Raw genomic sequence first — 14,468 nt, forward strand, 5'->3', positions numbered from 1 at the left:
ACGCTTTCCCGCTTCAGAGTCAAGCGTTTAATTTGCTTTTCTCTGCTGACCCGGCGGCGTGTGTGCCGTTGTTCCGTGTCAGTGGAGGCGCATTATAGGGAGTTATTCTGAAGTGACAAGAGGAAATTTAAAAAAAGTTTCCGTCCGTGTTTTTTTTCACCAATAGCGATGAAATCAAGCTACAAAGTGTTCTATTTGATGTATCTGCAACCACAATCACATTCACGGTGGCATACTTATCGACAAGAATCATTAAGGAATAAAAGCAATGCCATTGAGCGCACAACAGCTGGCAGCCCAAAAAAACCTGTCTTATGTGCTGGCAGAAAAGCTGGCTCAGCTGATTTTAGCGGGTAAATATGCCCCGGGTAGCATCCTGCCGGGTGAAATGGAGCTGGGCGAGCAGTTTGGCGTGAGTCGTACCGCCGTTCGCGAAGCAGTGAAAACCTTAACAGCAAAAGGCATGGTGCTACCGCGTCCGCGCATTGGCACGCGGGTAATGCCACAAAGCAACTGGAACTTCCTCGATCAGGAACTTCTCTCCTGGTGGATGACAGAAGACAACTTCAATCAGGTCGTCGATCACTTTCTGGTGATGCGCAGCAGTCTTGAGCCGCAGGCCTGCCTGCTTGCCGCCACGCTCGGGACAGCCGAACAAAAAGCCCAGCTCAACACCTTAATGGAAGAGATGGTGTTCCTGAAAAAGCACTTCAACCGCGTGCGCTGGGTTGAGGTCGATATGGCCTGGCATGAACATATCTATATGATGAGCGCCAATCCGTTCCTTACCTCTTTTGCTTCTTTATTCCATTCGGTGTACCACACCTACTTTACCTCTATTACTCAGGACGAAGTGGTGAAGCTGGATCTGCATCAGGCCATTGTCGATGCCATTCAGGAGAGCGACGGGCAACGAGCCCTGAGCGCGTGCCAGGCGTTACTGGCCGCGCCAACCCACCAGCAGGTGAATAAATGACAAAGAAAAAAGCACGCAGCATGGCCGGGCTGCCGTGGATTGCAGCCATGGCGTTCTTTATGCAGGCACTGGATGCCACCATCCTCAACACCGCACTTCCCGCCATTGCGCAAAGCCTTAACCGATCGCCGCTGGCGATGCAGTCCGCCATCATCAGTTACACCCTGACGGTTGCAATGCTGATCCCGGTGAGCGGCTGGCTGGCTGATCGCTTCGGCACCCGTCGCGTATTTATGTTGGCCGTAACGCTCTTTACGCTCGGTTCGCTGGCCTGTGCATTATCATCCTCTCTGACCGAACTGGTTATCTTCCGCGTTCTGCAGGGAATTGGCGGCGCGATGATGATGCCCGTGGCGCGCCTGGCACTTTTGCGCGCCTATCCGCGCAGTGAATTGCTTCCCGTGCTCAACTTCGTCACCATGCCCGGCCTGGTCGGCCCGATACTTGGCCCGGTGCTGGGCGGTGTGTTTGTCACCTGGGCCAGCTGGCACTGGATCTTCCTGATTAACATTCCAATTGGCGTAGCAGGGCTGCTGTATGCCCGTAAATATATGCCGAACTTCACCACGCCAAGACGCAGTTTCGATATGGGTGGTTTTTTCCTGTTTGGTCTGAGCCTGGTATTGTTCTCCAGCGGGATGGAGCTGTTTGGTGAGAAGATAGTAGCAACATGGCTTGCGCTGGCTGTCATTCTTGGCGGTATTTTGCTGTTCCTTCTTTATATACGTCATGCACGCCGTCACCCGACACCGCTGATTTCGCTGTCTCTCTTTAATACGCGCACTTTCTCGGTAGGTATCGCGGGGAATATTGCTTCGCGCCTGGGGACGGGCTGCGTACCGTTTTTGATGCCTCTGATGCTGCAGGTCGGTTTCGGCTATCCGGCCCTGATAGCCGGCTGCATGATGGCGCCCACGGCAATGGGCTCAATTCTGGCCAAATCAACCGTCACGCAGGTGCTGCGCTGGTTTGGCTATCGGAAGACGCTGGTTGGCGTAACGGTCTTTATCGGGCTGATGATCGCGCAGTTCTCGCTACAATCTGCCTCGCTTCCCGTCTGGATGCTGATCCTGCCGCTGTTTGTGCTGGGTATGGCAATGTCAACGCAGTTCACGTCGATGAACACGATTACTCTCGCGGATCTGACTGACGACAACGCCAGTAGTGGCAACAGCGTGCTGGCGGTGACTCAACAGTTATCAATCAGCCTTGGGGTGGCTGTCAGTGCCGCGGTACTGCGGTTCTATGAAGGTTTTGACAGCGCGAACACCGTCGAGCAGTTCCACTATACCTTTATCACGATGGGCGTACTTACCGTCGTTTCAGCGCTGGTGTTTATGCTGTTAAAACCGAAAGATGGTCGAAACCTGATTAAAGAACGCCACAAAACAAAAGCTAAACCGAACCCCGTTCCATCAGAACAGGAGTAAGCTGCAGACGTTGCTGCTGCAGCGTGGGCTGCGCCATTCGGTGGATTAATACATCAATGGCCAGCTCACCCAGTTCATCTTTTGGCTGATGGATCGTGGTCAGCGGCGGGGTCATGTAGCTGGCCAGTTCGATATCATCGTAGCCAATCACCGCCATATCGTCAGGAATACGCAATCCCGCCTGGTACAACGCCTTATACGCCCCAAATGCCATGGCATCGTTGCCAATAAAGACGGCCTGCGGGCGCGGTGTCTGCGCCAGCAATGTCTGCATCGCCTCGAAACCTCCCTGAAATTCAAAATCGCCGGTAATACGGTAACCCTCCGGAACCGCGAGTCCCGCCCGAGCCATCGCGGAAAGGTACCCCTCCAGACGCAGACGCGCCGGAGTTTTATCCAGCGGACCAGTAATGCAGGCGATGCGGGTATGGCCTTTGTCGATCAGATACTGGGTTGCCATATCTCCGCCCAGCAGGGAGTTATCCTGAATCAGATCGCTGGTCCCGTCGAACGGCGCCCAGTCCATCATCACCGTGGGGATAGACGGATAACGCTGAATGATCTCTTTCGAGGGTTGATGCGTTTCGGTACACAGCAGCAGTAATCCGTCGACGCGTTTTTGCATCAGCGTCTCCAGATTACGGTTCATGCGCTGCTCATCCCCTTCGGTATTGCACAGCACCAGACTGTAGCCACGTTCGAAGCAGCTGCGTTCCACCCCGCGGACAAGTTCAGAATAAAAGGGATTCGTACTGGCGGTGATCAGCATGCCAATGGTGCGCGTCTGGTTGAGCTTCAGGCTGCGGGCCAGCGCAGACGGCGCATAGTTGAGATCCTTCACAGCGGCTTCGACTTTCTCCCGAATCGCCTCGCTGACGAAGCGATCGTTATTAATGACGTGGGAGACTGTCGACGTAGAAACGCCCGCCAGGCGGGCGACATCTTTCATTGTGGCCAAGCGTTACCCCTGCTGACTTAAGAATTCATCGATCTCTTTACGCCACGGAACGGAGGGCTGGGCACCTTTGCGCGTGACGGCGATAGCCGCAGCAGCATGCGCAAAGCGGATAGCATCATCCATTCCCTTTCCTTCCAGCAGCGCTGTCACCAATGCTCCGTTAAACGTATCGCCTGCCGCGATGGTGTCAATCGCCTTGACCTTAAAGCCCGGCACGCGACGGCCTTCGCCGTTTACGCTTGCCCACACGCCGCGGCTACCGAGGGTAATGATAACGGTGCCGATGCCTTTATCGTGCAGCGCTTTCGCGGCACGTGCTGCGTCATCATCATTTTCAACACGAATGCCCGTCAGTTTTTCCGCTTCGGTTTCGTTCGGTGTAATGATGTCCACCCGCGCCAGCAGTTCGTCTGATAATACACGGGCAGGCGCAGGATTAAGTACGACAGTGGTATGATTTTGATGCGCAATGTCAGCGGCCGCCAGTACGCTTTCTACGGGCGATTCCAGCTGCATCAGTAACGCGTCGGCATTAGCGATAAGCTCGCGCTGTGCTTCAACGCGTTCCGTCGTAAGACAGGCATTCGCACCAGCATGAATACCGATGACATTCTCACCTTCCGCGTTGACGAAAATCAGCGCCACGCCGGTCGATTCCCCTGCAACAACGCTGACTGGCGCAACATCGATGTTATCGCTGGCGAGCTGTTTACGCACGCGCTCGCCGGTATCGTCATCACCCGTGCAGGCGATAAACGCGATATTTGCCCCACTGCGTCCTGCTGCAACCGCCTGGTTGGCACCTTTACCGCCAAATGCCACCTGGTAATGGTTACCGGTGACGGTTTCGCCCGGCGTCGGGAAGGATTCAAGGTTAAGAATGTGATCGGCATTGATACTGCCAAGGACGACGAGGTTGCCTGCGGTTTTCATGGTTGAGCTGTCCATCTGAGAGCGCCACCGGTGTTACCCGGTGGCGTATGCCACACTTTTCTTTATTGGTGTCCCTCAGGCAGCCAGCGACTGCCTGAATCGCCTTTTTACTGCTTGATGACCAGTTTCAGGTCAACTGGATATTTAGCCTGAACTTTTTCGCCCTTCAGCACTTTGTCGGCAGTCTGCACGCCAGTCGCGCCGATCTGCTCAGGCAGCTGAGCGATGGTCGCCGCCAGTTTGCCATCATTTACCGCTTTTTCTCCATCTGGTGTGCCGTCAAATCCGACAACCATCACATCAGATTTACCTGCAGTCTGCAGGGCACGCAGCGCGCCGAGCGCCATTTCGTCGTTCTGTGCGAACACCGCCTGCACGTCTGGGTGCGCGGTCAGCAGGTTCTGCATGACGTTCAGACCTTTAGTACGGTCGAAGTCAGCAGGCTGGCTGGCCAGGACGTTAAATTTGTGAGCCGCAACCGCCTGCTGGAAACCTTCGCCACGTTCGCGGGCTGCGGACGTACCGGCAATACCCTGCAGTTCGATAACTTTCGCGCCTTCACCTGCTTTCTTCGCGATGTAGTCACCCGCGATTTTACCGCCCAGCACGTTATCAGACGCAATGTGGCTCACAACGTCGCCTTTCGTTGCCTGACGGTCCAGGGTGATTACCGGGATCTTCGCCTGGTTTGCCATCTTCACGGCGTTACCCACCGCGTCAGAATCGGTTGGGTTGATCAGCAGAATTTTGGTGCCGCGAACGGTTAAGTCCTGCACGTTAGCCAGCTCTTTCGCCGGGTTGTTCTGTGAATCCAGCACCACCAGGTTGTAGCCCAGTTTGTCGGCTTCTTTCTGTGCGCCATCCTTCAGGGAGACGAAGAACGGGTTGTTCAGCGTGGAGATAACCAGCGCGATGGTGTCTTTCGCCATAGCGTTAGCACTTACGGTTGCGCTCAGCGCGACAGCAGAAACCAGGGTAGCCAGTTTTTTCATGTTCATATCTAAGATGTCCTGTAGTGTCGTCAGTTACTGTTTTTTGTTGTCTACCAGGACCGCCAGCAAAATCACCACTGCTTTAACGATCATCTGGTAATAGGAGGAAACACCTAACAAATTCAAACCATTATTCAGGAAACCGAGAATCAGTGCGCCGATCAATGTCCCAACAATGCGACCTTTACCGCCCGCAAGACTCGTACCGCCCAGAACCACTGCCGCAATGGCATCCAGCTCATACCCCGTACCCGCCGTTGGCTGCGCGGAAGAGAGGCGCGCCACTTCGATGATGCCCGCCAGAGAGGCCAGCAAACCGCACAGTGAGTAAACGATAATTTTAACTTTGTTGACGCTGATACCGGACAGACGCGTTGCCGCTTCGTTACCACCCAGTGCATAAATATAGCGGCCCAGACGCGTGTGGTGCAGCATGTACCACGCCGCCAGGAAGACGATGGCCATGATCCAGACCGGCGTCGGGATACCCAGCGGGCGACCGATACCGAACCAGCCAAACAGATCGGCGTTGTCCGTAAAGCCGGTGTTAACCGGGCTGCCGTTGGTATACACCATGGTGACACCGCGCAGCAGCAGCATCATGACCAGCGTCGCAATAAACGCCTGAACACGACCTTTCGCCACAATAACCCCGGTGACAGCACCAATTGCCGCACCCAGCGCCAGCGCAGCGGCAACGGCCACCAGCGCGTTGACCTCAATCCCGACGATTGAAGCAGCAACCGCACCGGTGAGCGCCAGCAGGGAACCGACGGACAGATCGATACCCGATGTCAGAATCACCAGCGTCATCCCGACCGCCATAATGGCGTTCACGGAGGTCTGCTGCAGAATATTGAACAGGTTATTAACGGTGAAGAAATTGGGACTCATGGTCGACACAATCGCGATCAGCACCAGCAGGGCAATCAGCGATTTTTGTTCCATCAGCCATGCCTTTGTGAAATAACGGCGACCAGAAACAGCCTGGGTAGTCATCTTCTTACTCCTGATTCACGCGATTAAGCTTGCCCACAGCGGCAGCCATCAGAACTTCCTGGGTGGCCTGCTCGCGAGTGAATTCACCGCCGAGATGCCCTTCATGCATGACGATAATGCGATCGCTCATGCCTAATACCTCTGGCATCTCGGAAGAGACCAGAATGATGCTCAGACCGTCGGCCTTGAACTGGTTAATCAGCTGATAGATCTCTTTTTTAGCCCCTACGTCCACGCCGCGGGTAGGTTCATCAAGGATCAACACTTTCGGGCGCGTCATCAGCCCGCGTGCAATCGCCACTTTCTGTTGATTACCGCCGGACAGCAGGCCAATCGCCTGTTCCATCGAGGGGGTTTTCACATTAAAGAGGCGGATAAAATCGCTGACTGCCTGCTGTTCATCTTTATGTTTCAGGCTGCCGCCGCTGCGGCTGAAATAGCGCAGGGCGGTAAGAGACATGTTCTCTTTCACCGACATGCCCAGCACTAAGCCGTCGCGCTTACGGTCTTCGGAGATATAAACAATACCATTCGCCAGGCCATCCTGCGGAGAGCGCGTCACCACTTCATGCCCGTCGAGAGTGACATAACCGCTGGATCGCGGCAGCGCACCGTACAGCACTTTCATCAGCTCGGTACGGCCGGCGCCCATTAGCCCTGCCACGCCAAGAATTTCCCCTTTGCGCAGGGTAAAGGAGACATTATCCACGCCCGGGCCACAGAGATTATCCACCTTCAGGCGGATCTCACCCGGTGCTTTGTCGAGGTGCGGGTATTGATCTTCGAGCTTGCGTCCCACCATCATTTCGATAAGCGTATCTTCCGTCAGCGATGCCACTTCACGCTCGGCAATAAACTGCCCGTCGCGGAAGACGGTAACGTCGTCGCAGATCTCGAAAATCTCTTTCATACGGTGAGAGATATAGACAATTCCACGTCCCTGCGATTTCAGCTCGCGGATGACGCGGAACAGGGATTCGGTTTCGGTATCGGTCAGGGCGTCCGTCGGTTCATCCATAATGATGACCTTCGACTCAAAGCTCAGCACTTTCGCGATCTCCACCATCTGCTGGTCGCCAATGGAGAGTTCGCCCACCAGGCGGTCGCTTTTGAAGCGCAGGTTTAGCTTCGCCAGCAGCTTATCCGCTTCGGCATACATCGTTTTCCAGTCAATTTTGCCAAACCGGTTAACAAATTCGCGGCCAAGGAAGATGTTCTCCGCAATAGTGAGCTGCGGGATCAGGTTCAGTTCCTGGTGAATAATGCCGATCCCCGCTTCCTGCGAGGCTTTTGGACCGCTGAAGGTGGTCTCTTTACCCAGCCACAAAAGTGAACCGGCATCGCGTTGATAGATACCGGTCAGCACTTTCATCATGGTGGATTTGCCGGCGCCATTCTCGCCCACCAGCGCCATTACGCGTCCGGCATAAACGTTCAGCGCCGCGCCAGAAAGGGCTTTTACGCCCGGGAACGATTTATCGATCCCTTTAAGTTGCAGTAATGCGTCCATGATGGCCTCAGAAGGTGACGCCAGCACAGAGAATGATATTCGCATACGGGGAACACTCCCCGCTGCGAATCACCGCCTGACTGTCTGCGGTTTGTTGTTTGAACTGTTCGTGCGTTGTGTAACGAATTTCTATGGTGTTTCCCTGGTGTTGTTGCAGTTGCTCAATGTGATTGAGCAACGTTTCGTGGAGTTGCGGATTATGTTGCTTAATTTCCGTCGCGAGAATGGCCGCCTCAACCTGCATCTCCGCGGTCACTACATCCAGTACCTGCATAAACGAGGGCACGCCCTGCGTTAACGCCATATCAATACGGGTTGTGTTGCGCGGAACCGGTAAGCCTGCATCGCAAACCACCAGCGTATCGGTATGCCCAAGACGGGAAATAACCGATGAGATTTCTGAGTTGAGAACCGTGCCTTTCTTCATTTTCTTGCTCCACTAGCGAAACGTTTCGCTGAAATCAGTTTAGTCTTAAGAGTGTTCAGAAAACCACCATGACGTAACAGAATTGTGATCGGTGTCGAAACGTTTCGCTAAGTGAAATGAGACGTAAATTTTGGCGGGAATATTGAGTATGAATAGGCCGGGTAAGCGAAGCGCCACCCGGCATTTTAAGGAGCTTAAATCTCGACCTGGGTTCCCAGTTCAATCACGCGATTAGGCGGGATCTCAAACTGGTCCGGCGCACGCAGGGCGTTTCGCTGCAGAATAAGATACAGCTTGCCGCGCAGGCGCAGATACCACGGACGTTTACCGATAATCAGCGACTCATGCGACATAAAGAACGATGTTTCCATCATGCGGCAGCTTAAGCCTTCCAGACCGCAGCGGTGGAAGACCTCTTCCACGTTCGGCGTCTCACGCCAGCCGTAGCTCGCCACCACGCGCCAGAAGGTTGGCGACAGTTGCTCAATTTGAACACGGCGCACGTTGTGAACATACGGTGCATCTTCGGTGCGCAGGGTCAGCAGGATAACCCGCTCATGCAGTACCTTGTTGTGCTTGAGGTTATGCATCAATGCGAACGGAATAACGTTCAACGCACGGGACATATACACCGCCGTGCCCGGTACGCGAACCGGTGGGGATTTCTCCAGCGAGGCAATCATCGCCTCCAGGGAGTTTCCGTGTTCATGCATACGACGCAGCAGACGGAAACGCTCGCTTTTCCACGTGGTCATCACAATGAACATCAACAGACCAAGCGTCAGCGGCAGCCAGCCGCCGGAGACAATCTTATCGAGGTTTGCCGAGAACAGCGGTACGTCGATGCACAGGAAGCCCACCAGAATCATCGCCACGAGGAACTTGTTCCAGTGCCAGTTTCGGTACGCCACCGTGGTGGAAAGAAGCGATGTCAGCACCATGGTGCCTGTTACCGCAATACCGTACGCCGCGGCCAGGTTGCTGGAGTGCTCAAAGCTGACGATCACGATCACCACAGCAAAATAGAGCAGCCAGTTAACAAACGGGATGTAGATCTGGCCCGATTCCATCTCTGAGGTATGGATGATACGCATGGGAGAGAGATACCCCAGACGCACGGCCTGGCGCGTCAGAGAGAACACGCCGGAAATGACCGCCTGAGAAGCGATAACGGTGGCCAGCGTGGCCAGAATAAGCATCGGCACCAGCGCCCAATCCGGGGCCAGCAGGAAGAAGGGGTTTTTAATCGCTTCCGGGTTTTTCAGCAGCAGCGCCCCCTGCCCGAAGTAGTTCAATACAAGCGATGGCAGGACAACTAAAAACCACGCCACGCGAATCGGCAGTTTGCCGAAGTGCCCCATATCTGCATACAGCGCTTCGACACCGGTAATAGAGAGCACAACGGCGCCGAGCGCCACGAAGGAAACGACTTTGTATTCAAGGAAGAAATGGATAGCCCAGTATGGGTTCAGCGCCTGCAGAACCTCCGGGTTGCCAATAACTCCGCGCAAACCGAGCGCCGCCAGAATCAGGAACCAGGCCAGCATAATCGGTGCGAACAGTTTCCCCACCAGCCCGGTACCGTGCTTCTGGATAATAAACAGCAACGTCAGAACGATTATCGCCAGCGGAACCACCCACGTATCAAGCTGCGGTGCGATAATCTCAAGCCCCTCAATCGCCGAAAGCACCGAGATAGCAGGCGTGATGACCACTTCCCCATAGAAGAAGCTGCCACCAATCAGGCCAATAATAACCAGTACCGACGTCATTCTGGCCGAGGTGTTGCGCCCCGCAAGGGACATCAGGGTCAGGATCCCCCCCTCACCTGCGTTATCTGCACGCATCACAAAGGAGAGGTATTTAACAGAAACCACCAGGATCAGCAGCCAGAAGATGAGGGACAGGAAGCCAAATACGGCATCGCGTTCAACACCAAAGCCAAACTGGCCGGACAGACATTCACGAAGCGTATAAAGCGGGCTGGTGCCGATATCACCGTAGACAACCCCGATCGCCGCAAGCGTAATTGCGGGTAATGATTGCTTATTATCAGTGCTCATAGACTAGTCTTTTCGTTTAAATAACAAATGTGTTCCTGTTCCCTTGGTCCACAAAAAGCGCACAGTATGCACGATTCGTTGCAAAATCGAACCCCTAAATGCAACCGCATTAATGTAGCGCAAAGAAAATTGCGCCGCACTTCAGCCTATTACCAGCCCTGACTGAAACGTCTATACTCGCTTCAATTAGCCGCCACGACGGCGAAAGGATGCAAAAACTATTATGGCTCACTCACATTTATTAGCAGAAAGAATTTCCCGTCTCAGCAGCGCACTGGAGAAAGGTCTTTTCGAACGCAGTCACGCCATCCGCCTCTGTTTACTGGCGGCGTTGAGCGGTGAAAGCGTATTTCTGCTTGGCCCGCCGGGCATTGCCAAAAGCCTGATTGCCCGTAGGCTGAAATTTGCCTTTCAGAATGCACGCGCCTTCGAATACCTGATGACCCGCTTTTCCACCCCTGAAGAGGTTTTCGGCCCGCTGTCCATCCAGGCGCTGAAAGATGAGGGGCGTTATCAACGCCTTACCGAGGGGTATCTGCCGGAAGCAGAGATTGTATTTCTCGATGAGATCTGGAAAGCGGGACCGGCCATTCTGAATACCCTGCTCACGGCGATTAACGAACGCCGGTTCCGTAACGGCGCCAACGAAGAGAAAATCCCGATGCGCCTGCTGGTGGCCGCCTCGAACGAACTTCCCGAGTCCGACAGCAGCCTTGAAGCGCTGTATGACCGCATGCTGATCCGCCTGTGGCTGGACAAAGTGCAGGATAAATCGAACTTCCGCTCCATGCTGACCAGCCAGCAGGATGAAAATGAAAACCCGGTAGCCGCTTCACTGCAGGTCACGGACGAGGAGTATCAGCAGTGGCAGGTGGATATCGGCAAAATCACACTGCCGGACGCGGTCTTTGAGTTGATCTACCAGCTCCGTCAGCAGCTCGATCTCCTTCCTTCTGCACCTTATGTTTCCGACCGTCGCTGGAAAAAAGCAATTCGTCTGCTGCAGGCCAGCGCCCTGTTCAGCGGGCGCGACGCGGTTGCCCCTATCGATCTGATCCTGCTGAAAGACTGCCTCTGGCACGATGCCGAAGGGATGAATCTGATGCAGCAGCAGCTTGAAATATTGATGACCGGACACGCCTGGGGCCAGCAATCAATGCTCAACCAGCTTGGGGCGATAGCCCAACGGCGCATTCAGCTACAGCAGCAGCAAAGTGATAAAACCGCGCTGAAGGTGAACCGTCTTGGCGGCATGTTCGCCCGTAAACCGCACTACGAACTGCCCGCTGAGCTGACCAGCCCAACGCTGACGCTGCTTCTCCAGCAGCCGCTTAAACTCCATGACATGCAGGTGGTGCACATTACGCTTGAGCGTGACGCGCTGGCCCAGTGGCTTGATAAGGGCGGAGAGATCCGCGGTAAGCTTAACGGTATAGGCTTTGCGCAGCCGCTGAATATGGAAGTGGACAGCAGTCAGCACCTGGTGATCCGCGACGTAAGCCTGCAGGGGTCGCGCCTTGCCCTCCCGGGAAGCGCCTCTGACAGCATTCCGGAAGAGATCACGCAGCAGCTGGAGGCGCTGGATACCGAATGGCATCAGCAGCATACGCGCTTCAGCGAACAGCAAAAGTGCCTCTTTATTCACAGCGACTGGTTAGGTCGCATTGAAGCCAGCCTGCAGGATGTGAGCGCGCAGATCAAACAGGCTCGTCAATGCTAACGCTGGATACGCTTAACGTCATGCTGGCCGTCAGCGAAGATGGGTTGATCGAAGAGGTGATTATTACTCTTCTGGCGTCTCCTCAGCTGGCGGCTTTTTTTGAAAAATTCCCGAAGCTAAAAAAAGCGATGACGGACGATCTCCCGCGCTGGCGGGACAACCTGCGACAGCGGTTTAAAGAGACCGAAGTGCCACAGGAGTTAACCGAAGAGGTGGCCTGCTATCAGCAGTGCCAGCGGCTTTCCACGTCGCAGTTTATTGTTCAGATCCCGCAAACCCTGACGTTACTCGATAAAGTACACTCCCCATTTGCCAGCCAGGCCCGGGCGCTGGTCACCGATAACGCCACCTTCACCCCCGCCTTACACACACTCTTTTTACAGCGCTGGCGTCTCAGTCTTGTGGTTCAGGCCACGACGCTGAACCAGCAACTGCTGGATGAAGAGCGTGAACAATTGCTCAGCGAAGTTCAGGAACGCATGACCTTAAGCGGTCAGCTGGAGCAGGTACTGGTAGAAAATGAAAACGCCGCCGGACGTCTCTGGGATATGAGTGCAGGCCAAATCAGGCGTGGGGATTATCAGCTGATTGTCCGGTATGGTGATTTCCTGGCGCAGCAGCCCGAGCTGATGAAGCTTGCGGAACAGCTGGGTCGCTCAAGGGAGGCTAAATCGGTCCCAAAGAAGGATGCCCCGATGGAAACCTTCCGCACCCTGGTGCGGGAACCGGCCACCGTGCCGGAACAGGTGGATGGGCTCCAGCAAAGCGATGACATTTTACGCCTGCTGCCTACGGAGCTGAGCACGCTCGGGATGACCGAGCTGGAATATGAGTTTTATCGTCGGCTGGTGGAAAAACAGCTTCTGACCTATCGCCTGCATGGCGAAGCCTGGCGCGAAAAAATCAGTCAACGTCCGGTGGTCCATCAGGATTTTGATGAGCAACCGCGCGGCCCATTTATTGTTTGTGTGGATACATCTGGATCGATGGGCGGTTTCAACGAACAGTGTGCCAAAGCGTTCTGCCTGGCGCTGATGCGCGTGGCGCTCGCTGACCGGCGTCGCTGCTTTATCATGCTCTTTTCCAGCGAAGTGGTCAGCTATGAGCTGACCCATCAGCAGGGTATTGAGCAGGCGATCCGCTTTTTAAGCCAGCGTTTTCGCGGCGGTACCGATCTGGCCAGCTGTTTTCGCAGCATTGTGGAACGTATGCAGGGCGGCGACTGGTACGACGCTGACGCGGTGGTGATTTCCGATTTTATTGCCCAGCGGCTGCCGGATGACGTGGTGAATAAAGTGAAGGAGTTACAGCGGGTGCATCAGCACCGTTTCCACGCAGTGGCGATGTCCGCCCATGGAAAACCCGGCATCATGCGCATCTTCGATCATATCTGGCGCTTTGATACCGGGTTGCGTAGCCGCCTGCTCAGACGCTGGCAGCGTTAATTACAGAAGCGAGCTGACGCTTTCGCGTACCTGCTGCGGCCAGACACCACACTGCACCTGGCCAATATGCGACAGTTGCAGCAGCAGCATGGTCAGACGGGACTGGCCGATGCCGCCGCCAATGGTCTGCGGCATCTCACCGCGCAGCAGCGCCTGGTGCCATTCCAGCGTGAGACGATCTTCATCACCGGTCACCGCCAGCTGGCGTTTCAGCGCATCAGCATCCACGCGGATCCCCATTGAGGAGAGTTCAAACGCATCTTCCAGCACCGGGTTCCAGACCAGAATATCGCCGTTCAGACCAGCAAATTCGCCCTCGCTCATGGTGCTCCAGTCATCATAATCCGGTGCACGAACATCATGACGTTTACCATCCGACAGCTTACCGCCGATCCCCATCAGGAAGACGGCACCCAGTTCTTTAGCGATCGCACGTTCACGACCTTTAGCATCCAGATCCGGGAAACGACTCAGCAACTCCTGGCTGTGAACAAAGTGGATCGATTCCGGCAGGAACGGTGCCAGACCAAACTCTTTGCTTACGGCCGCTTCGGTCGCTTTGATCCCGGCGTAGATCGCCTCAACGGTGGATTTCAGCGTGCCGACATGGCGCTCGCCATCACCCATTACGCGCTCCCAGTCCCACTGGTCAACGTAAACGGAGTGAATGGCAGACAGGCGGTCTTCATCGGGGCGGAGGGCTTTCATGTGCGTGTAGAGTCCTTCGCCCGCGCTGAAGTCGTGCTGTCCCAGGGTTTGACGCTTCCACTTCGCGAGGGAATGAACCACTTCGAACTGGGCGTCTGGCAGTGTTTTCACTTTCACCTGCACCGCTTTTTCGCATCCGGACAAGTTATCCTGCGTCCCATCACCCACGCGGCTGAGAATCGGTGCCTGAACTTCAATCAGACCCAGCTTCTCTTCCAGCTGGCGGGAAAAATGGGATTTAACGAAACTGATCTGGCGTTGTTTTGCGATATAAGCGGTTTTCATTATTTATACTCCTGCGTCCTGT

At 55.0% G+C, this 14,468-nt stretch carries 12 protein-coding genes; 4 read left to right on the forward strand and 8 right to left on the reverse strand.

Going from position 1 to position 14,468, the window contains the following annotated elements; genetic code table 11:
• Nucleotides 1–268: 268 nt before the first annotated feature.
• Both AC2FAK_RS21530 and mdtD read left to right on the forward strand, forming a co-directional pair.
• On the forward strand, nt 269–976 hold the full coding sequence (locus AC2FAK_RS21530; RefSeq protein WP_095455730.1) for a FadR/GntR family transcriptional regulator: 708 nt from the start codon (nt 269–271) through the stop codon (nt 974–976).
• Entirely contained in the window at nt 973–2,406 is a 1,434-nt protein-coding gene (gene mdtD / locus AC2FAK_RS21535; RefSeq protein WP_020690262.1) for a multidrug transporter subunit MdtD, read from the forward strand. Before AC2FAK_RS21530 ends, mdtD begins: the two co-directional genes overlap by 4 nt.
• Here the strand turns inward: mdtD and rbsR are convergent.
• From rbsR to kup, 7 genes are all read right to left on the reverse strand, one after another.
• The gene (gene rbsR, locus AC2FAK_RS21540) at nt 2,372–3,364 is read right to left on the reverse strand and encodes a ribose operon transcriptional repressor RbsR (protein ID WP_013099392.1); all 993 of its coding nucleotides are present in this window, start codon (nt 3,362–3,364) and stop codon (nt 2,372–2,374) included. The two genes, mdtD and rbsR, sit on opposite strands and share 35 nt — an antisense overlap.
• 3 nt (nt 3,365–3,367) lie before the next feature.
• Nucleotides 3,368–4,297: a ribokinase gene (rbsK, locus tag AC2FAK_RS21545; RefSeq protein WP_095455736.1), complete on the reverse strand. Its 930-nt coding sequence runs from the start codon at nt 4,295–4,297 to the stop codon at nt 3,368–3,370.
• A 107-nt stretch (nt 4,298–4,404) separates the two neighbouring features.
• Entirely contained in the window at nt 4,405–5,295 is an 891-nt protein-coding gene (rbsB, locus tag AC2FAK_RS21550; RefSeq protein WP_013099394.1) for a ribose ABC transporter substrate-binding protein RbsB, read from the reverse strand.
• Between the two features lie 27 nt (nt 5,296–5,322).
• Nucleotides 5,323–6,288: a ribose ABC transporter permease gene (rbsC, locus tag AC2FAK_RS21555; protein ID WP_029883505.1), complete on the reverse strand. Its 966-nt coding sequence runs from the start codon at nt 6,286–6,288 to the stop codon at nt 5,323–5,325.
• Between the two features lie 4 nt (nt 6,289–6,292).
• Complete coding sequence (rbsA, locus tag AC2FAK_RS21560; RefSeq protein ID WP_020690258.1) at nt 6,293–7,798, reverse strand: ribose ABC transporter ATP-binding protein RbsA; 1,506 nt, start codon at nt 7,796–7,798, stop codon at nt 6,293–6,295.
• A gap of 7 nt (nt 7,799–7,805) precedes the next feature.
• Complete coding sequence (gene rbsD / locus AC2FAK_RS21565) at nt 7,806–8,225, reverse strand: D-ribose pyranase (protein ID WP_020690257.1); 420 nt, start codon at nt 8,223–8,225, stop codon at nt 7,806–7,808.
• 194 nt (nt 8,226–8,419) lie between these two features.
• Nucleotides 8,420–10,288 carry a low affinity potassium transporter Kup gene (gene kup / locus AC2FAK_RS21570; RefSeq protein ID WP_013099398.1) on the reverse strand — a complete coding sequence of 623 codons (1,869 nt, stop codon included), beginning with the start codon at nt 10,286–10,288 and terminating at the stop codon, nt 8,420–8,422.
• Between the two features lie 223 nt (nt 10,289–10,511).
• Here kup and ravA point away from each other — a divergent pair, with 223 nt between their 5' ends.
• A complete protein-coding gene (gene ravA, locus AC2FAK_RS21575; protein WP_095455731.1) occupies nt 10,512–12,008 on the forward strand; it encodes an ATPase RavA in 1,497 nt (498 codons plus the stop codon).
• Entirely contained in the window at nt 12,002–13,453 is a 1,452-nt protein-coding gene (viaA, locus tag AC2FAK_RS21580) for an ATPase RavA stimulator ViaA (RefSeq protein ID WP_013099400.1), read from the forward strand. The genes ravA and viaA overlap by 7 nt, the downstream gene beginning before the upstream one ends.
• On the opposite strand, the gene asnA is transcribed toward viaA, so the two are convergent.
• On the reverse strand, nt 13,454–14,446 hold the full coding sequence (asnA, locus tag AC2FAK_RS21585; RefSeq protein ID WP_013099401.1) for an aspartate--ammonia ligase: 993 nt from the start codon (nt 14,444–14,446) through the stop codon (nt 13,454–13,456).
• Nucleotides 14,447–14,468 lie beyond the last annotated feature (22 nt).

Source organism: Enterobacter cloacae complex sp. 394F7 (assembly GCF_057320385.1).